Source organism: Bradyrhizobium sp. Mp27, from assembly GCF_029953005.1.
GTDB lineage: Bacteria > Pseudomonadota > Alphaproteobacteria > Rhizobiales > Xanthobacteraceae > Bradyrhizobium > Bradyrhizobium barranii.
This window is the reverse complement of the sequence record NZ_JASAUS010000016.1, coordinates 70,072-93,772: the sequence shown is the minus strand read 5'-3', so window position 1 is coordinate 93,772 and position 23,701 is coordinate 70,072. Positions and strand designations below refer to the sequence as shown.

21 protein-coding genes, 1 other RNA gene and 1 pseudogene are annotated in these 23,701 nt (G+C 65.8%); 10 read left to right on the top strand and 13 right to left on the bottom strand.

All coding sequences use genetic code 11. The annotated features are described in order from the left end of the window. The first annotated feature begins 249 nt into the window (after window positions 1–249). The 3 genes from hrpB (at window position 250) to QJT78_RS12370 (ending at window position 5,078) form a co-directional block, all read left to right on the top strand. Window positions 250–2,727: an ATP-dependent helicase HrpB gene (gene hrpB, locus QJT78_RS12380; RefSeq protein WP_038943025.1), complete on the top strand. Its 2,478-nt coding sequence runs from the start codon at window positions 250–252 to the stop codon at window positions 2,725–2,727. A 129-nt stretch (window positions 2,728–2,856) separates the two neighbouring features. Then, the gene (locus QJT78_RS12375; RefSeq protein ID WP_028149008.1) at window positions 2,857–3,369 is read left to right on the top strand and encodes a TIGR02281 family clan AA aspartic protease; all 513 of its coding nucleotides are present in this window, start codon (window positions 2,857–2,859) and stop codon (window positions 3,367–3,369) included. Window positions 3,370–3,578: 209 nt separating this feature from the next. Continuing rightward, window positions 3,579–5,078 carry a phosphomannomutase/phosphoglucomutase gene (locus tag QJT78_RS12370; protein WP_038943024.1) on the top strand — a complete coding sequence of 500 codons (1,500 nt, stop codon included), beginning with the start codon at window positions 3,579–3,581 and terminating at the stop codon, window positions 5,076–5,078. A 177-nt stretch (window positions 5,079–5,255) separates the two neighbouring features. Here QJT78_RS12370 and QJT78_RS12365 read toward each other — a convergent pair whose 3' ends face one another. From QJT78_RS12365 to QJT78_RS12315, 11 genes are all read right to left on the bottom strand, one after another. Further along, window positions 5,256–5,765 carry an Lrp/AsnC family transcriptional regulator gene (locus QJT78_RS12365; protein ID WP_014491365.1) on the bottom strand — a complete coding sequence of 170 codons (510 nt, stop codon included), beginning with the start codon at window positions 5,763–5,765 and terminating at the stop codon, window positions 5,256–5,258. A 97-nt stretch (window positions 5,766–5,862) separates the two neighbouring features. Beyond that, window positions 5,863–6,786 (bottom strand): sugar kinase, encoded by a 924-nt coding sequence (locus QJT78_RS12360; RefSeq protein WP_028149006.1) that lies wholly within the window; start codon window positions 6,784–6,786, stop codon window positions 5,863–5,865. A 13-nt stretch (window positions 6,787–6,799) separates the two neighbouring features. Beyond that, window positions 6,800–7,744, bottom strand: a complete 945-nt coding sequence (gene nudC, locus QJT78_RS12355; RefSeq protein ID WP_028149005.1) for an NAD(+) diphosphatase — start codon at window positions 7,742–7,744, stop codon at window positions 6,800–6,802. Between the two features lie 9 nt (window positions 7,745–7,753). Continuing rightward, window positions 7,754–8,173, bottom strand: coding sequence for an HIT family protein (locus tag QJT78_RS12350; protein ID WP_028149004.1), 420 nt, complete (start codon window positions 8,171–8,173; stop codon window positions 7,754–7,756). Between the two features lie 148 nt (window positions 8,174–8,321). After that, entirely contained in the window at window positions 8,322–9,449 is a 1,128-nt protein-coding gene (locus QJT78_RS12345) for a muconate cycloisomerase family protein (protein ID WP_028149003.1), read from the bottom strand. Next, window positions 9,446–10,201, bottom strand: a complete 756-nt coding sequence (locus QJT78_RS12340; RefSeq protein WP_028149002.1) for an SDR family oxidoreductase — start codon at window positions 10,199–10,201, stop codon at window positions 9,446–9,448. Before QJT78_RS12340 ends, QJT78_RS12345 begins: the two co-directional genes overlap by 4 nt. Next, window positions 10,201–10,995: an amino acid ABC transporter ATP-binding protein gene (locus QJT78_RS12335; RefSeq protein WP_028149001.1), complete on the bottom strand. Its 795-nt coding sequence runs from the start codon at window positions 10,993–10,995 to the stop codon at window positions 10,201–10,203. The genes QJT78_RS12340 and QJT78_RS12335 overlap by 1 nt, the downstream gene beginning before the upstream one ends. After that, window positions 10,992–11,654: an amino acid ABC transporter permease gene (locus tag QJT78_RS12330; RefSeq protein WP_028149000.1), complete on the bottom strand. Its 663-nt coding sequence runs from the start codon at window positions 11,652–11,654 to the stop codon at window positions 10,992–10,994. The genes QJT78_RS12335 and QJT78_RS12330 overlap by 4 nt, the downstream gene beginning before the upstream one ends. A 188-nt stretch (window positions 11,655–11,842) precedes the next feature. Then, window positions 11,843–12,691 (bottom strand): transporter substrate-binding domain-containing protein, encoded by an 849-nt coding sequence (locus QJT78_RS12325; RefSeq protein ID WP_028148999.1) that lies wholly within the window; start codon window positions 12,689–12,691, stop codon window positions 11,843–11,845. A 439-nt stretch (window positions 12,692–13,130) separates the two neighbouring features. Continuing rightward, entirely contained in the window at window positions 13,131–14,612 is a 1,482-nt protein-coding gene (locus QJT78_RS12320; RefSeq protein ID WP_038952362.1) for a catalase, read from the bottom strand. Window positions 14,613–14,668: 56 nt separating this feature from the next. After that, on the bottom strand, window positions 14,669–15,310 hold the full coding sequence (locus QJT78_RS12315; RefSeq protein ID WP_028148998.1) for an HD domain-containing protein: 642 nt from the start codon (window positions 15,308–15,310) through the stop codon (window positions 14,669–14,671). Window positions 15,311–15,462: 152 nt separating this feature from the next. Between QJT78_RS12315 and QJT78_RS12310 the strand changes: the two genes are divergently transcribed. From QJT78_RS12310 to QJT78_RS12285, 6 genes are all read left to right on the top strand, one after another. Beyond that, window positions 15,463–16,413, top strand: a complete 951-nt coding sequence (locus tag QJT78_RS12310) for a GlxA family transcriptional regulator (protein WP_312016866.1) — start codon at window positions 15,463–15,465, stop codon at window positions 16,411–16,413. A gap of 106 nt (window positions 16,414–16,519) precedes the next feature. Further along, window positions 16,520–16,616, top strand: an RNA gene (gene ffs, locus QJT78_RS12305) — signal recognition particle sRNA small type. Window positions 16,617–16,710: 94 nt separating this feature from the next. Then, window positions 16,711–18,549, top strand: coding sequence for a DNA polymerase III subunit gamma/tau (locus QJT78_RS12300; protein ID WP_028148996.1), 1,839 nt, complete (start codon window positions 16,711–16,713; stop codon window positions 18,547–18,549). Window positions 18,550–18,672: 123 nt separating this feature from the next. Beyond that, a complete protein-coding gene (locus tag QJT78_RS12295) occupies window positions 18,673–18,993 on the top strand; it encodes a YbaB/EbfC family nucleoid-associated protein (protein ID WP_038943016.1) in 321 nt (106 codons plus the stop codon). A gap of 1 nt (window position 18,994) precedes the next feature. Beyond that, window positions 18,995–19,597: a recombination mediator RecR gene (recR, locus tag QJT78_RS12290; protein ID WP_014491379.1), complete on the top strand. Its 603-nt coding sequence runs from the start codon at window positions 18,995–18,997 to the stop codon at window positions 19,595–19,597. A 26-nt stretch (window positions 19,598–19,623) separates the two neighbouring features. Next, window positions 19,624–20,061 (top strand): hypothetical protein, encoded by a 438-nt coding sequence (locus QJT78_RS12285; protein WP_028148994.1) that lies wholly within the window; start codon window positions 19,624–19,626, stop codon window positions 20,059–20,061. Window positions 20,062–20,202: 141 nt separating this feature from the next. On the opposite strand, the gene QJT78_RS12280 is transcribed toward QJT78_RS12285, so the two are convergent. Together QJT78_RS12280 and rmuC are read right to left on the bottom strand one after the other, a co-directional pair. Next, window positions 20,203–21,567, bottom strand: coding sequence for an MFS transporter (locus QJT78_RS12280; RefSeq protein WP_028148993.1), 1,365 nt, complete (start codon window positions 21,565–21,567; stop codon window positions 20,203–20,205). Between the two features lie 141 nt (window positions 21,568–21,708). After that, window positions 21,709–22,907 (bottom strand): annotated as a pseudogene (gene rmuC / locus QJT78_RS12275) (DNA recombination protein RmuC). Between the two features lie 171 nt (window positions 22,908–23,078). Here rmuC and def point away from each other — a divergent pair. Then, a complete protein-coding gene (gene def / locus QJT78_RS12270) occupies window positions 23,079–23,603 on the top strand; it encodes a peptide deformylase (protein ID WP_028148991.1) in 525 nt (174 codons plus the stop codon). Window positions 23,604–23,701: the final 98 nt, after the last annotated feature.

The following is a 23,701-nucleotide window of genomic DNA, read 5'->3' as shown; positions in this document are numbered from 1 at the left end:
CGATCTCGGCCGGCTGAAGGCGGCCATGGCCCAGCCCGTCGTGGTCGATCTCCGCAACATCTACCCGCCCGAAGAGATGGAAGCCGCCGGCTTCACCTACGAGAGCATCGGCCGTCCGCCGGTGCAGGGCTGACGGTCCACTGCCGCAACGATTTCGTCATGGCCGGGCTTGTCCCGGCCATCCACGTCTGTTTCTAGTCGAAGACGTGGATGCCCGGCACAAGGCCGGGCATGACGAATGGATAGGCCTTGCCCCGCAGCTTCGACACGCCCCTTCCGATCGATGCCGTGCTCGACGACCTCTCGCGCACGCTGGAGGCGCATAATTCGGCTGTGCTGGTGGCGCCGCCCGGCGCAGGCAAGACCACGCGGGTGCCGCTGGCGCTGCTGGATGCGCCTTGGGCCGCGGGCAAGAAGATCATCGTGCTGGAGCCGCGGCGTATCGCTGCCCGGGCCAGTGCCGAGCGCATGGCCAAGTCGCTTGGCGAGCGCGCCGGCGAAACCGTCGGATACCGCGTCCGCTTCGGCTCGAAGATCTCGCGCACGACGCGCATCGAGGTGGTGACCGAAGGTATCTTCACCCGCCAGATCCTCGACGATCCCGAGCTCTCCGGCATCGCGGCCGTCCTGTTCGACGAATTCCACGAGCGCTCGCTCGATGCCGACATGGGCCTCGCGCTGGCGCGCGACGCGCAAACCGGCCTGCGCGAGGATCTGCGCATCCTCGTGATGTCGGCAACGCTCGACGGCGCCCGCGTGGCAAAGCTGCTCGGGGAAGCGCCCGTCGTCGAGAGCGAGGGCCGCGCCTTTCCGGTCGAGACGCGCTATCTCGGCCGCAAGGCGGATGCGCCGGTCGAGCGGCAGATGGCGGATGCGATCGCGTCCGCGCTGCGCGCCGACAGCGGTTCGGTGCTGGCGTTCCTGCCGGGCGCCGCCGAAATCCGCCGCACCCAGAATTTCCTCAGCGAGCGCGTCCAGGATGCCTCCATCGAGATCGTGCCGCTGTTCGGCGCGCTCGACGCCGCCGTGCAGGACCGCGCGATCGCGCCCGCGCCGAAGGGCACGCGCAAGGTGGTGCTGGCGACCTCGATCGCGGAGACCTCGCTCACCATCGAGGGCGTGCGCATCGTGGTCGATTCAGGCCTCGCCCGCGTGCCGCGTTACGAGCCCGACATCGGGCTGACGCGGCTCGAGACCGTGCGCGCGGCGCGTGCGGCAGTGGACCAGCGTCGCGGCCGCGCCGGCCGCACCGAGCCCGGCGTCTGCTACCGGCTCTGGGATGAGCCGCAGACGGCCTCGCTTGCGCCCTACACCCAGCCGGAAATCCTCAGCGCCGACCTCTCCTCGCTGGTGCTCGACCTCGCGCAATGGGGCGTCGCCGATCCTTCGGCGTTGTCATTCCTCGATCCGCCGCCGCTGCCCGCCTGGAAAGAGGCGAAAAGCCTTCTCTCCGAGCTCAATGCGCTCGATGGCGACGGCCGCATCACCGCCGAAGGCAAAAGCCTGCGCGCGCTGGCGCTGCCGCCGCGGCTGGCGCGCATGATCGTGGATTCGCATCGCGTGGGCAGCGGCGAAGCCGCCGCCGAGATCGCGGCCATCGTCACCGAGCGCGGGCTCGGCGGCGACAGCGTCGATCTCGAGTACCGGCGCGATCAGTTCCGCCGCGATCGCTCGCCGCGCGCCGCGAGCGCGCGCGATCTCGCGCGGCGCTGGGCTTCGCAGGTGGCGGCGTCGGAGAAGGCCGTAACCGGGCAGGATGATCTCTCGATCGGCCTGATGCTCGCCTACGCCTTCCCGGACCGCGTCGCGCGCAATCGCGGCAATGGCACCTTCGTGCTCGCCAATGGTCGCGGCGCCGCGGTGGAGCAGACCTCGTCGCTCGCCCGCGCGCCCTACATCGCGATCGGCGAGATGACGGGCACGGCGGCGAGCGGCCGCGTTCTGCTGGCAGCGCCGATCAGCGAGGACGACATCGAGCGGCATTTCGCCGAGCATATCGAGACCGTTGACGAGATCTCCTTCGATCGTGGCGCGATGGCGCTGCGCGCGCGGCGCAAGCGGGCGCTGCATGCGATCACATTGTCTGAGGCAACGCTCGCGGTGTCGCCTTCGGAGGAGACTGCGCGCATCTTCGCCGATGGGCTGATTGCCGCAGGTCTCGACCGGTTGCCCTGGTCGAAGGCCGCAAAGCAGTGGCGCGACCGCGTGATGTTTCTGCGCAAGGCCGAGGGCGACAGCTGGCCCGATCTCACGGACGGCGGGCTGATCGCGCGGCGCGACGACTGGCTGGTGCCGGCGCTCTACGACAAGATCGCGCTGAAAGACATCTCGGCCGGCGATCTCTCCGACGCGCTGATGGCGCTGTTGCCCTGGGAGATGCGCGCAAGGCTCGATCGCGAGGCGCCGACGCATTTCGAGGCGCCGACCGGCAGCGTGCTCGCGATCGACTACGAGGCCGAGCAGGGGCCGACCATTGCGGTGCGGCTCCAGGAGTTGTTCGGGCTCAACACCCATCCGTCGATCGCGGCCGGCAAGGTGCCGCTGGTGCTGGAATTGCTGTCGCCGGCGCAGCGCCCGGTGCAGGTGACGCGCGACCTCCCCGGCTTCTGGCGCGGCAGCTACGCCGCGGTGCGCTCCGACCTGCGCGGCCGCTACCCGCGCCATCCCTGGCCGGAGGATCCGGCGAGTGCGCTGCCGACACGGCGGGTCAAGCCGCGCGGGACGTGAGAAGCCACGAAGGCCTATTAACCCTCCGCTCATCCTTTTCGTCAAAATAGCGGCGCTCTGACCGCAGCGTCGCTCGCGGCCAGACGTGTCGCGTGGTGAAATCGAGCTTTCCGGCTCGGAAGTGGTGTGATGCGTAACATAATGATCCTCGCGGCCATCATGATCGGCCTCGGCACGCTCATGGCGCAGATGGCGGACAGGATGAGTTCCGCCTCCGCGACGTCAGCGCCGCGCACGACGATCGCGGTTGCTGCGACGGCGCCGGCCGGTGGGCGCAGCCTCGCCATCTCCCGCGATGGCCGTGGCCATTTTCAGGCCGAAGGCCGCATCGACGGCCAGCGGATCGGCTTCATGATCGACACCGGCGCCTCCGTGGTCGCGCTGAACGAGAGCTCGGCCGCCCGCTTTGGCCTGCGTCCCTCGCGCGGCGAGTACAACGCCACCGTCTCGACCGCCAACGGCACCATCAAGGCGGCGCGCACGCGCATCGCCATGCTCGAGGTCGGCGGCCTCGTCGTGCGCGACGTCGACGCCATGGTGCTGCCGGACGAGGCGCTGTCGGAGAACCTGCTGGGCCTCTCCTTCCTGTCCCGCCTGAAGCGCTTCGAATACGCCAACGGCCAGATGGTGCTGGAGCAGTAAGCCGCCTCAAAGGCGCTCACCGCGCCGACGAACGGTCGTTCGCACGGATTTTTTCAGGACGGCGTTGGCGGAAGTCTCGCGCCGGGCCGCGTTTTCCCGTTACCAAACTGCCGCAATTATAAGCCATAAGCTGCCATTCCCGCCTTCCGCTGCGGCCCGGCATTCGCTAAGGCTGCACCAATTCCCGCCATTTTCACGAGACCGTCTCAATGTTTCCCAAGCCGAAATCCGTCTTGTTGCCCAACACCTATGCCTTCGAATCCGAGCCGATGGTGAAGGCCACGGGTTTTCGCGAATACGACGCGCGCTGGTTGTTCCAGAAGGAAATCAACCTGATGGGGATCCAGGCGCTCGGCATGGGGCTGGGCGCGCTGATTGCGGAGCTCGGCGTCAAGCAGGAGATCGTCACCGGCCATGATTTTCGCGGCTATTCGGCCTCGATCAAATATGCGCTGATTTCCGGCCTGATGGCTGCGGGCTGCAAGGTGCACGACATCGGGCTCGCGGTGACGCCGATGGCCTATTTCGCGCAGTTCGACCTCGACGTGCCCTGCTGCGCCATGGTCACGGCCTCGCACAACGACAATGGCTGGACCGGCGTGAAGATGGGCGCCAACCGCCCGCTGACCTTCGGACCCGACGAGATGACGCGGCTGAAGGAGATCGTGCTCAACGCCGAATTCAAGAACAAGGCCGGCGGCTCCTACCAGTTCCACGAGAATTATCCGGCGCGCTACATCGCCGATCTCACCGGCCGTCCGAAGCTGACCCGCAAGCTCAAGGTCGTCGCCGCCTGCGGCAACGGCACCGCTGGCGCGTTCGCGCCGCAGGTGCTGGAGGCGATCGGCTGCGAGGTGATCCCGCTCGACACCGAGCTCGACCACACCTTCCCGAAATACAATCCGAACCCGGAAGACATGGAAATGCTGCACGCGATCCGCGACGCGGTGCTGCATCACAAGGCCGATGTCGGTCTCGGCTTCGACGGTGACGGCGATCGCTGCGGTGTCGTCGACAACACCGGCGAGGAAATCTTCGCCGACAAGGTCGGCGTGATGCTGGCCCGCGACATGTCGGCGATCCACAAGGACGCGCATTTCATCGTCGACGTGAAGTCGACCGGTCTGTTCGTCACCGATCCCGTGCTGCAGAAGCAGGGCGCCAAGGTCGCCTATTGGAAGACCGGCCATTCCTACATGAAGCGCCGCACCCACGAGACGGGTGCGCTCGCGGGCTTCGAGAAGTCCGGCCACTTCTTCTTCAACAAGCCGTATGGACGCGGCTATGACGACGGCCTGGTGTCGGCGCTCGCGATCTGCGACATGCTCGACCGCGCGCCGGGCAAGTCGATGGCCGATCTGAAGAACGCGCTGCCAAAAACCTGGTCGTCGCCGACCATGTCGCCGCATTGCGCCGACGAGACCAAGTACGGCGTCATCGACCAGGTGGTGAAGCATTTTGAAGGCCTGCAGGCCGAGGGCGCCAAGATCGGCGGCCAGGCGATCCGCGATCTCGTCACCGTCAATGGCGTACGCGTCACGGTCGAGGACGGCAGCTGGGGCCTGGTGCGCGCGTCCTCGAACAAGCCCGAGCTCGTCGTCGTGGTCGAGAGCCCGGTCTCCGAGCAGCGCATGCACGACATGTTCGAGATGGTGAACAGCGTGCTCCGCGCGCATCCCGAAGTCGGCGCGTACAATCAGACGATTTGAGGGGCATCAGGGAGCACAACCCGCGCCGCAAATCTCCGCTGTCATGCCCCGGCTTGACCGGGGCATCCAGTATGCCGCAGCTTCTCCGTATCCAATCGCCGCCTCTGGAATACTGGATCGCCCGGTCAAGGCCGGGCGATGACAGCTTCCTTCTGGTGAGACCTGACAACTAAGCCTCTAAGCCGCCACCACCGCCGGGATCGGTAGCGCGGTGACCGACTTGATCTTCTCCATCGCGAAGCGCGAGGTGACGTTCTTCAGCGGCACGGCGCTGATCAGCTTCTTGTAGAACACGTCATAGGCCTGCATGTCGGCGACCACGACGCGCAGCATGTAGTCGACGTCGCCGGCCATGCGGTAAAACTCCATCACCTCGGGCATCGCGCTCACGGCCTCGGCGAATTTCTTCAGCCAGGCGTCCGAATGGTCGGCGCTCTCGACTGACACGAACACGGAGATGCCGAGCCCGATCTTGTTCTGGTCGACCAGGGCGACCCGCTTCAGGATCACGCCGTCGGCCTCGAGGCGCTGGATGCGCTTCCAGCAGGGCGTCGAGGACAGCCCGACGCGGTCGCCGATCTCGGCGACGGAGAGGGAGGCATCCTCCTGGAGCACCATCAGGATCTTGCGGTCGATGGCATCGAGGCGGCGGCTGGTCTCGGGGAGCTGCACGGCGAGGTCAGTCATTTGAAGAACTTTGTTCCATTTCAGGGGCTGATTTCCCTGATATAGAGAAAATCTTTCCACGGCAAGCCCATAATCTCGGCGCAGCGGTGGAACCGCTCTAAAGCTTACCTCGTAAAAGCTCTTCAACTTCAACGCGTTGTGGGGCGGCCGTGCCGCCACCATGGCGGGTGCATTTCAGCGCTGCGGCGGCCGCGGCGAATCGCAGCGCCTCCCGCATCTCCTCGCCCTCGGCGAGGCGAAGCGTGAAGGCGCCATGGAAGACGTCGCCGGCCCCAAGCGTATCGACCGCCTGAACCGGGAGGGCTGGAGTCTCCTCCAGCTCGCCCGCCTCGTTCAGCCAGATCGTGCCACGCGGGCCGCGCGTGGCGGCGAGGAAGGCCGGCGTCAGTCCTGCGAGGCGCTTCAACGCGCCGCCGTCGTCGGCGACACCGGCCGTCTCCTGCGCCTGGTCGCTGGCGAACAGCAGGTGCGAGGCGGCCGCGAGCAGGCCGTCCTGCAACGACATCGCGCGATCGACGCCGACAATGACGGGAATGCCGCGCCGTCGTGCCTCGGCGCAGAGATCGATGCAAAGGGCGCCGCAGCGGCTCTCGACGAGGACTGCGCGGCAATCGGCGAGCAGTACGTCACCGTGCGGCAGCTTCACGCTCCACAGAGCGGGATCGCGATAGATCGTGAGCGTCCGTTCGCCCGAGGGCTCGATCAGGATCGCCGAGACCGGCGTGGTCAGGCCGGGCATGCGCACGACGTGCGTCGTGTCGATGCCTTCAGTGGCCATCTGTTCGAGAATGAAGCCGCTCGACGCCTCCCGTGCATCGCCCATTGGGCCTGCGAAGGAGACCCGGCCACCGAGCCGCGCGATGGCGATCGCAGCATTGAGCGCGTTGCCGCCGCAGATCTCGGCGAGATGCGCGGCGTTGGCCTTGCTGCCGCGCTCGGGCACGGCCTCGACGCGAAAGGTGAGGTCGCGCACGGGAATGCCGATGCAGAGGATGCCCGGCGCGGTCCCTGATGTGGCCACCGGCGGCCCCAGCTTACGCGCCGGTCTTGCCGTGCACCCAGCGGCCGAGCAGATGGTGGGCGATCGCGAACGGATGCGGGCCGGCGAGCCCGTCCGGATGCGTCCGCGTCAGCATCAGCGCGGCCTCCTCGCGGGTGAACCAGCGCGCGTCCTCCAGCTCGGAATGATCGACGACGACGTCCTCGTTGAGCGCCCGCGCGCTGCAGCCGATCATCAGCGACGATGGATAGGGCCAAGGCTGCGTCATGTAATACTGCACGTCGGTGCAGCGGATTCCGGATTCTTCGAGGATTTCCCGGCGTACCGCGTCCTCGATGGTCTCGGCGACCTCGACGAAGCCGGCGAGGCAGGAATACATTCCCGGCGGAAACTGCTTCTGGCGGCCGAGCAGGCACTTCTCGCCCGAGGCGACCAGCATGATCACGACGGGATCGGTGCGCGGAAAGTGCTCGGCCTTGCAAGCAGGGCATTCGCGCTTCCAGCCGCCTTCCTTCATCGCGCTCCGCGTGCCGCAATTGGCGCAATAGCCGTGGCGCTGGTGCCAGCTCACCATCGACTTCGCCATCGCGATCGCCGAGAGCTCGTCGGGCGGAATCACGCCCTGCATCGCCATGCCGCGCAGCTCGGTGACGGTGTAGTCCTCGCGGCCGATCAGCTTCTCGGCCGCCGCCTGCGCCATCCCCATGCCGAACACCGCAGCGCCGTCGCGCAACCCTAAGAAGATCGTGCCGGGGTTGGCGCCGCATTTCAGCGCCTCGTCGACTCCCAGCAACGCGCGCGCCTTGTCGCCCTCGCGCTTCACCAGCAGCGAGTCGCGGTAGACGACGTAGGCACGCGATGATGGCTTCTGCTCCATCGCGAACAGCTTCTCGTCGTCGCGGCGCAGATGCGCGGCACGATCGAGGATGTTGGTGACGAAGGCCGGCTGTCCCAGCGGAAACGAGTCGAATGCTGACATTTCTTGTTCTCAACCCAACCAGATCTTGCGGCGAAGCGCGCTGATGAAAGTCTGCACCTCGGTGGCGTCGTGCGCCAAGGGCGGCATCACGCCCCAGACCGGCCGCGGCCAGGCGGCGTCGCTGGTCCGGCGTGCGATGATATGGACGTGAAGCTGCGGCACGAGGTTGCCGAGCGCGGCGACATTGAGCTTGTCGCATTTGGTGATCTCTTTCAGCGCGCGCGAGACGCGGGAGATCTCCGTCATGAGTTGCGCCTGCTCCACCTCGTCGAGATCGATGATCTCGACCGCATCGAGCCGCCGCGGCACCAGCAGCAGCCAGGGATAATGCGCGTCCTTGATGACCAGTACCTTCGACAGCGGCAGGTCGCCGATGTCGATGGTGTCTTCTTTCAGGCGGGAGTGCAGCGACCAGGCGGGATCAGACATATGCGTTTCCGGATAGCCCGATGGGGGCGGGCGTGTTTGGCCGGACCATACGATAGGGAGTCCCTGAGGGGAAGGTTAGGGGCCGCGGGGGCGGCATGCTCCGCTGTCGTCCCGGGGCTCGCGCTGCGTGCGCCCCGGAATGACGGAATTAAGCCTCCGCAAGCACCCGCGCATTGGCGCGGACGGAGGCCTCGCTGACGCGGATGCCGAGACCCGGGCCGTCGGGCACCACGACATGGCCGGCGCGGTTGGCAACGCGCTCTTCCAACACGTCCTCGGTCAGCACGTGATGCGGCATGTAGAATTCGCAGCCGAGCGAGATGCCCGGCGTTGCCGCGATCAGCTGTGTCCCGGCGGCAAGCCCGATGCCGCCCTCCCACAGCGTGCCGCCATAGCCGGGCAGGCCGGCGATGTCTGCGATCGCCATGATCGCCTGGGCCTCGAACAGGCCGCCGGCCTTCATCAGCTTGATCGAGACGGCATCGGCCGCCTCGCGGCGAACCACCTCCATCATGTCGCGGCGGTCGAAGCAGCTTTCGTCGGCGAGAACGGGTGTTTCCAGCGCCGCGGTGAGCTGCGCCATCACGTCGAGATATTTGCGCGGCACCGGCTGCTCGATGAAGGTCGGCGCAAACTCTTCGACATCGCGCAAAATCTTGATCGCGCCGAACGGCGCAAGTGCCTGGTTGTAATCGACGCGCAGGTCGACCTCGTCGCCGAATTCCTTGCGGATCGCTTCGAGATGATCGAGGTCCTCGCGATGCGGTTTTACGCCGGTCTTGACCTTGTAGATGACGTTGCCGTCCGGAACCATTTTTCGCATGCGTTCGAGATCGGCGGCGAAATCGGGATCGGCGATGGAGAAGGAGAGGGGAATCGTGTCGCGCACGCGGCCACCGAGCAGGTCGGCGACCGACAATCCTGACGACTTGCCGACGATGTCGAGCAGCGCCATCTCGATCGCGACCTTGGCCTCGGCGTGACCGACCAGCGCACGGTCGAGCTCGGCCATCAGCGCGCGAATGCGGCGCACGGGTTTGCCGAGCACGATCGGCCGCAGATAGATGTCGAGCGCGGAGAAGGCCGCTTCCGGCGTTCCCGTGAACACTTCCCACGGAGCTGCTTCGCCCCAGCCGATCACGCCGTCGCTCGCGGTGAGCTCGATCAGCACGCGCTTCACCGTGCCCTTGACGTTGCCGACGCCCTGGAGGCGCGCCATCTTGATCGGGCTCTCGATCAGGAACAGCCTGATGCGTTCGACGGTTGCTTCGGTCATGTCAGGCCCCCATTGACGTGCCAGACTTGGCCGGTGACGTAGGACGCCTTCGGCGACGCCAGGAAGGCGATGATCTCGGCCACTTCCTCCGGCCGCCCGCGGCGGCGCATCGGGATCAGCGCCTCGGTGGTGGCGATCTGCTCGGGCGAGAGCCGGCTCTCGCTCGGCTTGTCCTTGACGATGAGGCCGGGTGACACCGCATTGACGGTGATGCCGTCTTTGGCGAGCTCGATCGCGGTGAGACGCACCAGCGCTTCGAGCGCGGAGCGGCTTGCCGCCGTTGCGGCAAAGGGTGCGAATTCGGGCCGTATCGCATGCGCGACGAAAGAAGAGACCGCCACGATCCGCGCATCGCGCCCGTCACGTAGCAGCGGCAGCGCGGCGTCGACCAGCCGCGTGAACGCCAGCGCCGATTCGTCCATCGCCTGCCGGAACTGATCCGCCGGCGTGCCGATCGCGCTGCCGCGGCGGGCATGACCGCCGACCAGGATCAATCCGTCGAGCCGTCCGAAAGCGCGTTGCGCGGCGGCGACGGCGTCGGTGACGGCTGCTTCCTCGGCGAGATCGCCGAGGCACTTTGCGACCACAGCGCCCTTCGCTTCGGCTTCGGCCGCGGTGTCGTCGAGACCTTCCGCGTTCGAGCGCGTGTGCAACAAAAGCGCGGTGCCGGAGGCCGCGAGCAGTTTTGCGGTGGCGCGGCCGATGCCACTGGCGGCACCGGTGACGAGATAGGCACGATCGATATCAGGCATCACGGTGCTACATTGGCCGGCGGCAACGCGCCGGTGCGGTGGAAATGGCTGAGGAAGGCGCGCGTCGCGGCTTCCTGCGGATTGTCGATCACCTGCCGCGCCGGACCTTCCTCGACCACGACGCCGTCGCGCATGAAGATGAGGCGATCGGCGACCTCGCGGGCGAAGGCGATCTCGTGGGTGACGATCACCATGGTCATGCCTTCCGAGGCCAGCCGCTGCATGACGGCGAGCACCTCGCCGACGAGCTCGGGATCGAGCGCCGAGGTGGCCTCGTCGAACAGCATCACGTCCGGCTCCATCGCGAGCGCGCGCGCGATCGCGACGCGCTGCTTCTGCCCGCCGGACAGCGTCGCCGGATATTGGTCGGCCTTCTCCGCAAGGCCCACCTTGGCAAGCTGCGCGCGCGCGAGCTTCTCGGCGTCCGCCCTGGCCATGCGGCGCACCGTGACCGGCCCCTCCATGACGTTCTGAAGCGTCGTCATGTGCGGGAACAGATTGAAATGCTGGAACACCATGCCGGTGGTGGTGCGGAATTTGGCGAGTGTCTTCACGTCCGGAAGCTTCGCGCCTTCGCCGAATTGGAAGCTAGTGTCGCCGACGCGGACGCTGCCGCCGTCGGGCACGACCAGCAGATTGATGCAGCGGAGCAGTGTCGACTTGCCGGAGCCGGATGGGCCGATCAGCGCCACCACGCCGCCCTTGGCCACGTCGAGGCTGATGTTCTTCAGAACCTCGTTGCTGCCGAAGCTCTTGCGCAGGCTGCGGATCTCGATTTTGGACGTCTCGCTCATTCGCTGACCGCCAGTCGCTTCTCGCCGCGGCGGACGATGATGGTCAAGGGAATCAGGATCGCCGCATAGGCGACCGCGACCGCGGTGTAGGTCTCCAGCGGCCGGTAGCTGTCATGGGCGGCGACCTGGCTTTGGTAGACGAGGTCGGGCACGGCGAGCACCGAAACCAGCGAGGTGTTCTTGAACTGGATGATCGACTGGTTCATCAACGCCGGGATCATGCGCTTGATCGCCTGCGGCAGCACGATGCGCCGCATGCTCTGTCCCGGCGTCATGCCGAGCGCGGCGCCGGCTTCCGACTGCCCCTTGTCGATCGAGATGATGCCGCCGCGGATGATCTCGGAATAGAACGAGCCGCCATAGAGCGAGAGCGCGAGCGCCGAGGCCGTGATCGGCGTCATCTCGACGCCGGCCAGGATCGGCAGCGCGTAATAGAACCAGATCAGCTGCACCAGGATCGGCGTGCAGCGGAACGCCTCGATGAAGGTGAGGGCGACCAGACGCACCGCCTTGAAGCGCGACAGGCTGCCGAACGCGCCGAACAGGCCGAAGACGAGACCGAGCACGACGATGACCACGGTGAAGCCGACGGTGACGCCGAGCCCGTTGAGAAAGAGCCAGCGATAGCTCCAGAGGATGCCGAAGTCCCACTGATACATGCGTGCGTTTACTCGTACCCGATGTCAGTCCAGAAACTTGCCGTCATGCCCGGGCGTAGCCGTCCGAAGCACGGCGTCGCTTCCGCTCGCCTATGTCCCGGGCATCCACGTTCTTGGTACCGGGGTAAGGCGTGGATGGCCGGGACAAGCCCGGCCATGACGGTGTGGATACTTCAGGCGCTCATCACCTACAGCGAAACGCCCGGCGGAATGTCCGCTTCGGTCACGCCCACCAGCTCCATGTTGGTGATGATCGCGTTGCGGATGAAGCCGAGGCCCTTGTTGAAGTCGATCCAGGTGTTGACGTAGTCGCGGAAGGTCTTGTCGTTCTCGCGGCGGAAGCCGGCGTTCGACGTCGTGGCGAAGATCGGCGTCGGCAGCACGAACTGGCCGAGCGAGGGATTCTTCTTCAACACGGTCAGCGACAGCATGGTGATCAGGCACTGTGCGTCGACGCGGCCGGTCTGCAGCGCGGCGGTGGCATCGTCGGCGGTCTTTAGCCGCGAAATCTGCGCCTTCGGCGTCAGGCGGCTGACGACCTGGTCGTGCGACGAGCCCTGGTCGACGGCGATCTTGACGTCGGGCGAGTTCAGCTCGGCCCAGCTCTTCGGCTTGAAGTCCTTCTTGCAGAGGATGCCGAAGGCGTTGTTGAAGACCGGCACCGAGAAGTCGACCACCAGCGCGCGCTTCGGGGTCGGGTTGAGGCCGAAGAAGATGTCGATCTTGTTGGACTGCAGGTCGAGCACCGAATTGCCCCAGGTGGTTTCGGTGATCTCGAGCTCGGCCTCCATGTCGTCGGCCAGCCCCTTGGCGATGTCGATGTAGAAGCCCTTCCACTGGCCGCTGGCGAGGTCCTTCATGTAATAGGGCGCGCCGCCGCCGACCGCGCCGATCCGCATCTTCTTGGTGCGGCGAATGCGGGCAAAGGTCGATTCGTTGGGATCCGCTGCGGTCTGCGCCACGGCCGGTGAGGCCAGCGTGGCCGCAGCCATCGCGCCAAGTCCGACAATCGATGCGACATCACGACGTGTAACCATTTTGAGGAATCGCTTTTCTGGTTGGATGAAGGTGTGTGGTTGATCTCGCGCGAAAAATTCGCCCATCAATCGGCGTCAGCCGGCTGAAAAATGCTCAGGATCGGATTTTCGCGCACCCTTTGTCTCGGTTCCGGCAGGATTTCATAGAAAGGCGCTGCCGGGCGGGCCCTGTCAAGACTCGATTGCCTCAGGGATGTGCGGGGCCCCGAAGATAGGCAGGAGCCCATCGGCCATGACGCTTTCCGAGGCGAACTTCCGCATCTGCACTTCGCGACAGGCGTGCCGCGGCGATGCGCGAGGGAAGGCCCCGCGAGCGCGTCGGCTCTAGCTATTTTCGCGAGAAAATTGAGAGACTTCGGCGGTTCGCTTTAAAAATGCGAACGGCGCCCTGTCGGCGCCGTTCGCCGAAGACGGCGAGAGGTGTGCGGATCGACCGACCTTATTCTGCGCCCTTTTCCGTTCCCTTGGCACGAACGGTCGCGAGGCGCGTCAGCGCGTCGCGCACGCCCGCGCCATAGGCGGGATCGACCTTGCCGCAATTGGCGACGTGCCGTTCCTGGATCGCGATGGCCGCCGCTCCGACCGCGCGCGCCGTGTTGTCGAACAAGGCCTGCCGCTGGGCTGCGGTCATCTTGCGAAAGAGGTCGCCGGGCTGCCGATAGTGATCGTCGTCGATGCGGTGATCCCAATGTGCGGCTCCACCATCGATCTCGATCGGCGGCTCGTTGAGATCGGGCTGGTCCGTCCACTCGCCGCGGCTGTTCGGGAAATAGGTCGGCGTCCTCCCCTGATTGCCGTCGGTCCGCATTGCGCCATCGCGATGGTAGCTGTGATACGGGCATTTCGGCGCGTTGACCGGGATCAGATGATGGTTGACGCCGAGGCGATAGCGCGCCGCGTCTCCGTAGGAGAACAGTCGTGCCTGAAGCATCTTGTCGGGCGAGAAGCCGATGCCCGGAACGACATGGGCCGGCGAGAAGGAGGCCTGTTCGACTTCGGCGAAGACGTTTTCCGGATTGCGGTTCAACTCGAAATAGCCGACCTCGATCAGTGGAAAGTCCGCCTTCGGCCAGACCTTGGTCAGGTCGAACGGGTTGAAGGCAAACGCCTTGGCCTGATCGTCGGTCATGATCTGCACGAACATGGTCCAGCGCGGGAAATCGCCGCGTTCGATGCTCTCGAACAGGTCGCGCTGGTGAGTCTCGCGGTCCTTGCCGATGAGGGCTTCGGCCTCGGCGTCGGTCAGGTTTTCGATGCCCTGCTGCGTCCGGAAGTGAAATTTCACCCAGGTCCGCTCATTGGTGGCATTGATGAAGCTGTAGGTATGGCTGCCGAAGCCATGCATGTGCCTGAAGCTTCTGGGAAGGCCGCGCTCGCTCATCACGATGGTGACCTGGTGCAGAGCCTCCGGCAACAACGTCCAGAAATCCCAATTGTTGTCGGCGCTGCGCATTCCGGTCCGGGGATCGCGCTTGATCGCATGATTGAGGTCGGGAAAGCGCAAGGGATCGCGGAAGAAGAACACGGGCGTGTTGTTGCCCACCATGTCCCAATTGCCTTCCTCGGCGTAGAACTTCAGCGCAAAGCCGCGGATGTCGCGTTCGGCGTCGGCTGCGCCGCGCTCGCCGGCCACCGTCGAGAAGCGCGCGAACATCGGCGTGACCTTGCCGATCTCCGAGAAGATCCTGGCCTTGCTGTAGCGGGAGATGTCATGGGTGACCGTGAAGGTCCCGAACGCGCCGGATCCCTTGGCGTGCATGCGTCGCTCGGGAATCACCTCGCGATCGAAGTGAGCCAGCTTCTCGATCAGCCAGACATCCTGCAACAATGCGGGGCCGCGGCGGCCGGCGGTCATGATGTTGAGATTGTCGCTGACGGGAGCGCCCGTCGCGTGCGTGAGATGGGGGCGTTTGTCGCTCATGTCGTAGGTCCTGGTCGATGATTGAGGCGGGGATTCGCAACGGCAGCCAATTGCGTTCAGCCGTGCCAATGCGAGTTGCGGATGACGCTGCAGAAATTGCCGCGATGGAAATGCGGCTCCATGTCGGCGATGACGTCGGCCTTGACGTTGCCGAACGTCGTGTCAGGCCGATGCTTGATGCCGTCGTAGAAGGCCTGGATGATGTCTTCCTTGAAGTGCGGCGTGCGCGGAAACGCCTTCACGACCGCCTCGCGCTCCGCGTCGGAATATTCGCTGTAGGTGAGCCCGAGCACGTCCATCTCGACGCCCGCGGTCACCAGCGCGACGACGGGGTGCATGTGCTGCGGGACGCCCGGCGTCGTGTGCAGGGCGATCGCGGTCCACACCGTGTAGGCGTCGGCTTCCGAAATGCCGTGGCTGCGCAGGAAATCGCGCGCGGCATGCGCGCCGTCGACCTCGAACCGCTCGTGCTGGCTGCCATGGCCCGGCATCAGGCCGATGTCGTGAAACATGGCGCCGGCGTAAAGCAGCTCGCGGTCGAATGTCAGCCCACGGCGAACGCCGGACATCGCGCCGAACTGGTAGACGCGGCTGGAATGGTTGAAGAGCAGGTCCGTTTCGGTGTCGCGGATGTATTCGGTGATGGCACGCGCCAGCTTGCTGTCGGGAATGACGGCGGCCTCGGTGATTTCTGACATGATCAGCTCCTGAAATTTGGATCGCGTTCACTGTAAATCCGGGCTACGTTGTCTTAAATCGACGTAACACGTCAAAAACGGACAAATCCGGATCGAGGCGGACATGGGCGCAAAGCCGAAACCAAGAACGGTTGTGATCGTGGCTGCCAGGCGTGCAGCTGCTCGATGTCGCAGGGCCGCTCGACGTGTTCGCCGAGGCAAACGTCCAGGCCGGCTATCCCGCCTATGCCTTGTTCGTAGCGGGCGCGGAGCCGGGGCCGATCCGCAGCTCCTCAGGCATCCGGCTGATGCCCGACCGAATCGTCGACCGCGACTTCCAGGAGCCCATCGACACCTTGCTGGTGGCGGGATGCCCGAACGCGGCCGAAGTCCCGGCGGACGGGAGGGTGATCGACTGGCTGCGGCGGCGGGCTTCGCGGACCCGCAGATTCGGCTCGGTGTGCAGCGGGGCCTTCTTCCTTGCCGCCGCCGGTCTCCTTGATGGCAGGCGGGTCACGACGCATTGGGCGGTCGCGGACATGCTGGCCAGCAAATTTCCGTCGGTCACCGTGGACAAGGATGCCATCTACGTCACCGACGGCAAGCTCCGCACGGCCGCCGGCGTGACCGCAGGGCTCGATCTGGCGCTGGCACTGGTCGAGGAAGATCTCGGGCGCGATACGGCCATGAAGGTCGCAAGCCAGCTCGTGATGTTCTTCAAGCGCCCGGGTGGGCAGATGCAGTTCACCCGCAAGGGCGAGGCTGTTCCCGCCGGCCGCGCCGCGCTGCAGGAGCTGCAGCGCTGGGTCGCCGCCAATCCCGGGGTCGACCACAGCGTTGCCAGCCTCGCGACGCGCATGGAGCTCAGCCCGAGGCACTTTGCCCGGCTGTTCCGCGCCGAGGTCGGGGTCACGCCTGCGACCTGGGTCGAGGAAGCCCGCGTCAATGCGGCGAGGCGGCTGCTCGAGTTTGGCAATGAAGCCCCGAAGCAGGTGGCGCTCCATTGTGGCTTCGCGGACGCCGATACGCTGCGTCGCGCGTTCAATCGCCACGTCGGCGTGACGCCCGCCGAGTATCGCAAGCGGTTTGCGCGAATCACGGAGGTTCCAGCTCACCAGCACTGAGCCGGCTTCAGCGTCAAAATGGGCCGGCGGGGGCCGTCCAGCGAGGCGTGCGGGGCCTACGGATACCCGCTTGCTTTCCCGACCTTTTGGCCCCAAATAGGGACCGGGAGATTGGCGGTGGACGAGCCACTCGCCAACCGGGTCAGGTCCGGAAGGAAGCAGCCCTAACGAGGTCCGGATCGGGTCGCTCGTCAGTCTCCTACCTGTTTTTCCGAGCGAATTGCGCCGGCGGGCTTCCCGCCAGCGCGCTCCTTTCCGCAAAAGCCGGGCGAAAGACATTCCATTGCGGATCGACCGATGACTGACGCTGGCGCCCCTCCCAACCCCGACAGCGCCGGCCAGGCCAGCACGCCCTACCGGGTGCTGGCGCGCAAATACCGGCCCTCCAGCTTCGACGACCTGATCGGCCAGGAGGCCGTGGTCCGCACCGTCTCGAACGCGTTCGAGACCGGGCGCATTCCGCAGGCCTGGATCCTCACCGGCGTCCGCGGCGTCGGCAAGACCACCACCGCGCGTATTCTGGCCCGTGCGCTCAACTACGAGATGCCGGATGGTTCTGTGAAGGGCCCGACCATCCACATGCCGACGTTAGGGGTGCATTGCCAGGCGATCATGGAAAGCCGGCATATGGACGTGCTGGAGATGGACGCGGCCTCGCACACCGGCGTCGACGACGTCCGCCAGATCAATGACAGCGTGCGCTACGCGCCGGCCAGCGCCCGCTACAAGGTCTACATCATCGACGAAGTCCACATGCTGTCGACGGCGGCGTTCAACGCCTTCCTGAAGACGCTGGAGGAACCGCCGGAGCACGCCAAATTCGTGTTCGCGACCACCGAGATCCGCAAGGTTCCGGTCACTGTGCTGTCGCGCTGCCAGCGTTTTGACCTGCGCCGGGTCGAGGCCGACGTGCTGATGAAGCACCTCGCCAATATCGCGGCCAAGGAAAGCGTCGAGATCGAGCCCGAGGCGCTCGGCATCATTGCGCGCGCCGCCGAAGGCTCGGTGCGCGATTCTCTGTCGCTGCTCGACCAGGCGATCGCGCACGCGGCAGGCACCGTGAAGGCGGATGCGGTCAGGCAGATGCTGGGGCTCGCCGACCGCACCCGCGTCATCGACCTGTTCGATTCGCTGGCGCGCGGCGACATCGCGAGCGCCTTCAGGGAGTTCCGCGACCAGTACGACGTCGGTGCCGATCCGATCGTCGTGCTGTCGGACCTCGCCGAGTTCGTCAATTTCGTCACCCGCGTGAAGATCGTGCCGGCAACCGCCGACAACGTCGCCTATGGCGAGACCGAGCGCGTGCGCGCGCGGGACTTCGCCTCGAAGATCTCGATGCGCGTGCTGTCGCGGATGTGGCAGATGCTGCTCAAGGGCATCACCGAGGTGCAGGCCGCGACGCGTCCCGCAGCGGCCGCAGAGATGGTGCTGGTGCGCATCGCCTATGTCGCCGACCTGCCGACGCCGGACGAAGCGATCAAGATGCTGGAGCAGAACGGCGGCGGCTCGCCGGTCGTGGGCGGCGGAAGTGCCGCGCGCAGCGGCGCGCCGGGTGCGCCGGTGGCCTCGTCAGCGCCGGTGGCCTCGGCTGCGCCCATGCGCGCGCCGACCTCGTCACCGTCCGGGTTCGGCGGCGGCGCAGCCCGGCCGCAGATGGCGGCGCCCGCGCCGGATCCGCAAGGGGCCGCGCCCCAGCTGCGCATCACGAGCTTCACCCAGCTCGTCGCGGTCGCCGGGCAGAAGCGCGATCTCATGACCAAGGCCGCGCTCGAAGGCGACATGCGCCTCGTTCGTTTCGAGGAGGGCCGGCTGGAAGTTGCGCTCGAGCCCAACGCCTCCAAGACCATGATCTCCGAGCTCGCGCGAAAATTCGAGCTCTGGACCGGCCGGCGCTGGACCGTGATCGTCTCCAACGAGCAGGGCCAGCCGACGCTGCGCTCGGTGAACCAGGCGGCGAAGCAGGAACATGCGCGCTCCGCCGAAGCCGATCCGCGCGTGCAGGAGGTGCTGTCGCGTTTTCCCGGTGCGAAGGTCGTCGAAGTCCGCAGGCTTGCCCCCGAGGCGCCGGAAGCCAATATGAATGCGGACTATGGCAGTGACGATCCGCCCGATGGTTCCGACGGCGACGATCTCTAGAGCATGATCCGGACCCGAAGGGCCGCGTAGCGCAAAGTGTGAAGCGGTTTTCCGATTAGATCATGCTCAAACCAAAAGTTAAGGCGCGATGACGAGTCATCGCGCCAACCAAGGACAGCACCGATGGTCGATATTTTCGGCATGATGAAGCAGGCGCAGCAGCTGCAATCCAAGATGCAGGAGATGCAGGATCAGCTCTCCAACGTCGAGGTCGAAGGCGTCTCCGGCGGCGGTCTCGTCGCCGTGCGCATGACCGCGAAGATGGACGTGAAGGGCATCAAGATCGATCCCTCGCTGATGAAGCCGGAAGAACGCGAGGTGCTCGAGGACCTGCTCGTCACCGCCCTCGGCGATGCCCGCCGCAAGGCCGAGACGGCCGTGCAGGAGAAGATGCAGGCGCTCACGGGCGGGCTCAGCCTGCCGCCGGGTATGTTCGGCCAATAAGATGGGTTCGGTTGCAGGTCCCGAAATCGAGCGGCTGGTCCAGCTTCTCGCACGGCTGCCGGGCTTGGGCCCGCGCTCCGCGCGGCGTGCGGCGCTGCATCTGATCAAGAAGCGCGAAGCGCTGATGATGCCGCTGTCCTCAGCCTTGCAGGTCGCGCTCGACAAGGTCCAGGTCTGCAAGACCTGCGGCAACATCGACACGCAAAATCCCTGCACGGTCTGCACCGATCCGAAGCGCGATCCCGCCATCATCGTCGTGGTCGCCGATGTCGCCGACCTCTGGGCGCTGGAGCGGGCCAATGCGACCCAGGGGCGCTATCATGTGCTCGGCGCGACCTTGTCGCCGCTCGACGGCGTCGGCCCTCAGGACCTCACCATCGACGCGCTGGTGGCGCGCGCGCACGCCGCCGAGGTGCACGAAATCATCCTGGCGCTGAACGCGACGGTCGACGGCCAGACCACGGCGCACTACATCACCGACCTGCTTCAGGACGCCAACGTAAAAGTAACCCGGCTGGCCCATGGTGTGCCGGTCGGTGGCGAGCTTGATTATCTCGACGAAGGTACGCTATCGGCCGCGATGCGGCAGCGGACCTTGTTCTAGCCATCCAGACTTACGGAACGGACGACATGACGAAACTTTTCGCCACACGATTGGCTTTGGTCGCGACGATGATGCTGCTGGCGAGCCCGGCCATCTCCGCGCAGCAGGACGACGGGGCACCGCCGCCGCCGAAGCCCGGCAAGCCGATCAGCGCCGGCGAGGTGCTCTCGGGCGAATTGAACGCAATGAAGGTGCGCGACGTCAAGAACGCCGGCAAGCGGATTGCGATGTACCAGATCACCTCCGAGCCGCGTCGCCTGCCGGCGCCGAACGGGCTGTGCAATCTCGAGACCGGTCCTGAGACGTTCCAGCTCGTCACCTCCAGCGACGCGCAGACCACGCAGCTGAAATCGTTCGTCGGCAAGGAGATCTCGGTCAAGGTCGACGAAGTCGCCTGCGCCAGCGATCCCGGCCAGATGAGCGAAGCTGTGATCACGAAGTGGAGCCTGATCAAGAAGCAGTAGGGACGCGGCTCCAGCCGAGCTACCGTAGGGTGGGCAAAGGCGCAAAGCGCCGTGCCCACCATTCTCCCGGCGACGATTCAGGTGGTGGGCACGCTTCGCTTTGCCCACCCTACGGCATCGCGGGCGTGGCGCGTGCCGAGTTTAAACCCTCACCGGCCCCAGCGTCCCGAAGTGCCCGCGCTTCTGCAGCCAAGCCAGCAGCACAAGGCTCGGGATCGCCACCAGCACGCAGATCACGAAGAACAGCGGCCAGCCGGTCGTGTCCGCCACAAAGCCCGCACTCGCTGACAAATATGTGCGCCCGACCGCGGCGAGCGCGGTGAGCAGCGCGTATTGCGTCGCCGTGTGCAGCGGATTCTGGCACAGCGCGGAGAGATAGGCGACGAAGATCACGGTGCCGATGGCGCTGGTGAAGTTCTCGCAGGTGATGGCAAAGGCCAGCGCCCATTGGCTGGTGCCGACGAAGGCCAGCCAGGAGAAGGAGAGGTTGGCGAGCGCCTGCACCACGCCGCCGATCCACAGGCTGGTCGCCAGCGAATAGCGCCGCGCGAGGAAGCCGCCGGCAAAGCCGCCGATCAGCGTTGCCGCGAGGCCGACGCCCTTCACGATCGCCGCATAATCGTTGCGGGAGAAGCCGAGGTCAATCACGAACGGCGCGGTCATCGTGCCGGAGAAGGCATCGGTGAACTTGAACAGCACGACGAAGGCGAGTGCGGCGAGCGCGTCCTTGCGGGACAGGAATTCCGAGAAGGCCCCGATCGCCGCGTGCAGCACGCGCGCGAACGCCGTCTCGGTTTGTGTCGCAGCTTCCGCCCGCACCGATTGCTCGGGCTCGGTCGCGGCCAGCGCGGTGATCGTGCCGATCAGCACCATCGCCGCCATCACCACATAGCCCCACATCCAGGCCGACGCGCGCGGAATGCCGGTGCCCTCGAAGCCGGACACGATGAACAGCGCGCCCGCGGTCGAGACCAGCATGCCGATACGATAGGCCGCGACATAGGACGCCATTCCGGCGGCCTGCTCGCTCTCCGGCAGGCTCTCGACGCGGAAGGCGTCGACCACGATGTCCTGCGTCGAGGACGTCGTCGCGACCAGCAGCGCGCCGAGCGCGACGTAGAACGGCGAGCGCGCGGGATCGGTGAGCGCCAGCAGCAGGATCGCGATGATCAGCAATAGCTGCGAGAACAGCAGCCAGCCGCGCCGCCGTCCGAACGCGCGCGTGAACAGCGGCACATGCAGCGCATCCACCAGCGGCGCCCACAGGAATTTCAGCGTGTAGGGCGTGCCGACCAGCGCAAACAGCCCGATGGTCTTGAGATCGACCCCGGCCTCGCGCATCCACACCAGCAGCGTCGAGCCCGACAGCGCCAGCGGCAGCCCGGACGAGAAGCCGAGGAACAGCACGATCAGCACCCGCGGTTGCAGGTACACAGCCAGGCCGTCGCGCCAGGAGGTAGGGGCCGTGTCGGGGCTGGCAGGGGAGGTCGCGTCGGGTGCGGTCATGGGGAGGTGTTAGCAGATTCTGGGGGCGCTGCCTCTGCCACAAAACTCGTCATGCCCGGGCTCGTCCCGGGCATCCACGTTCTTAGTATCGCTGAAGAGATCGTGGATGGCCGAGACGAGCCCGGCCATGACGAAACGGCGTCACTCCCCCGCCTGGAGCTTCCTCGGGAACAGCTCGCCCGCACCCGTTGCCACCAGATGCGGTCCCTCCGGCGCATCGGTCTTGCTGAAATCGAGCTCCTCGATCCGCCCTGCGCGTTTCTCGATCTTGTCGGCGGAGATCAGCACCTGCCGGACGTCCTCGTTCGCGTCGGCAAAATGCTTCTGCAATTTCAGCACGCGGTCGCGCAGGCGGCCGAGATCGTCGCCGAGCTTGATCACTTCGGTACGGATCTGGTCGGCGGCGTCGCGCATGCGCGCGTCCTTCATGATCTGCTGCATCACCTGGATCGCAAGCATCAGCAGCGAAGGCGATACCAGCACGACGCGGGCGCGATAGGCCTTCTGGATCACGTCGTCGAAACCGTCATGGATCTCGGCATAGACCGATTCCGACGGCACGAACATCAGCGCCATCTCCTGGGTCTCGCCGGTGACGAGGTATTTGTCGGCGATGTCGCTGACATGCTTCATCACGTCGCCGCGCAGCCGCTGCGTGGCGATGCGCTTCTCCTCGTCGGTGCGGGCGTCGTGCAGCGCGGTCATCGCCTCCAGCGGAAATTTTGCGTCGATGCAGAGCGGCCGCTGGTCGGGCAGGAACACCACGCAGTCCGGCCGCTTTCCGGTCGAGAGCGTGAACTGGAACTCGTAGGCGCCCTTCGGCAGGCCGTCCTGTACGATCGCCTCCATCCGCGCCTGGCCGAAGGCGCCGCGCGACTGCTTGTTGGCGAGCACGTCGCGCAGGGTCGTCACCTGCGTGGTGAGGTCGGTGAGGTTCTTGTGCGCGTTATCGATGATGCCGAGCCGCTCGTGCAGCGCGCGCAGGCTCTCCATGGTGTTGCGGGTCGAGTGTTCCATCGACTGGCCGACCCGATGGGTCACCGAATCCAGCCGCTCGTTGACGGCGCGCCCATGTCGGCCTGGCGGCCGGCCAGCGCCTGGGTCATGGCGTCCGCTCGGCCGGCAGCCTCGCTCTGGGCGTGCAGCACCTGGCTGAGGCGCTCCTCGAGCTCGTCCGCGCGGATGGCATTGGCCATGGCGAGTTCCGCACCGCGCCGTCCCGAGCGCGCGATCACGACCGCAATCACCACCAGCAGGATGACGACGAGGGCGCCGAAGCCGATCAGCGCGTCGATGGTGCGGACCGGCCAGTCGCCAGCCAGGAAAATGATCTCGTTCATGGCGGCACTTGTAGCCGATTCGACACCTTCCGCGAACGAATAGCGAACATTTATGATTAACAGCCCCCTAATTTTTATGGTTAACGAAACCTGAAGTTTTATGGTTAGCGGAGGGTTAACGGAGTTCCTCGCCGCATTGACCGCATCCGGCATGCGGCTTAAATCGCGGCCATGGCCCTCAGAGAAATCATCATCCTGCCCGACAAGCAGCTGCGTCTGGTCTCCAAGCCGATCGAGAAGGTCACGACGGAGATCCGCAAGCTTGCCGACGACATGTTCGAGACCATGTACGACGCGCCCGGCATCGGCTTAGCTGCGATCCAGATCGCACAGCCGCTGCGGCTGATCACCATGGACCTCGCCAAGCCTGACCCGGACGGCGAGACAAAGCCGGAGCCACGTGTCTTCATCAACCCTGAAATTATCGCCTCCTCCGAGGATCTGTCGGTCTACGAGGAAGGCTGCCTCTCGATCCCCGAATATTACGAGGAGGTCGAAAGGCCTGCGAAGGTGCGCGTGCGCTTCACCGACCTCGACGGCAAGCTGCACGAGGAGGACGCCGAAGGCCTCTACGCCACCTGCATCCAGCACGAGATCGACCATCTCAACGGCGTGCTGTTCGTCGACTATCTGTCAAAACTCAAGCGTGACCGCGTGATGAAGAAGTTCGAGAAAGCCGCCAAGCGCGCGGAGTAAGTCATTTGTAAGCACTGGTACTGCCGCGAACTCCCATGCGCTCCCTCCCCCCTTGCGGGGGAGGGCGGGGGAGAGGGGAAGCCCAGGCGGAAGTCTAA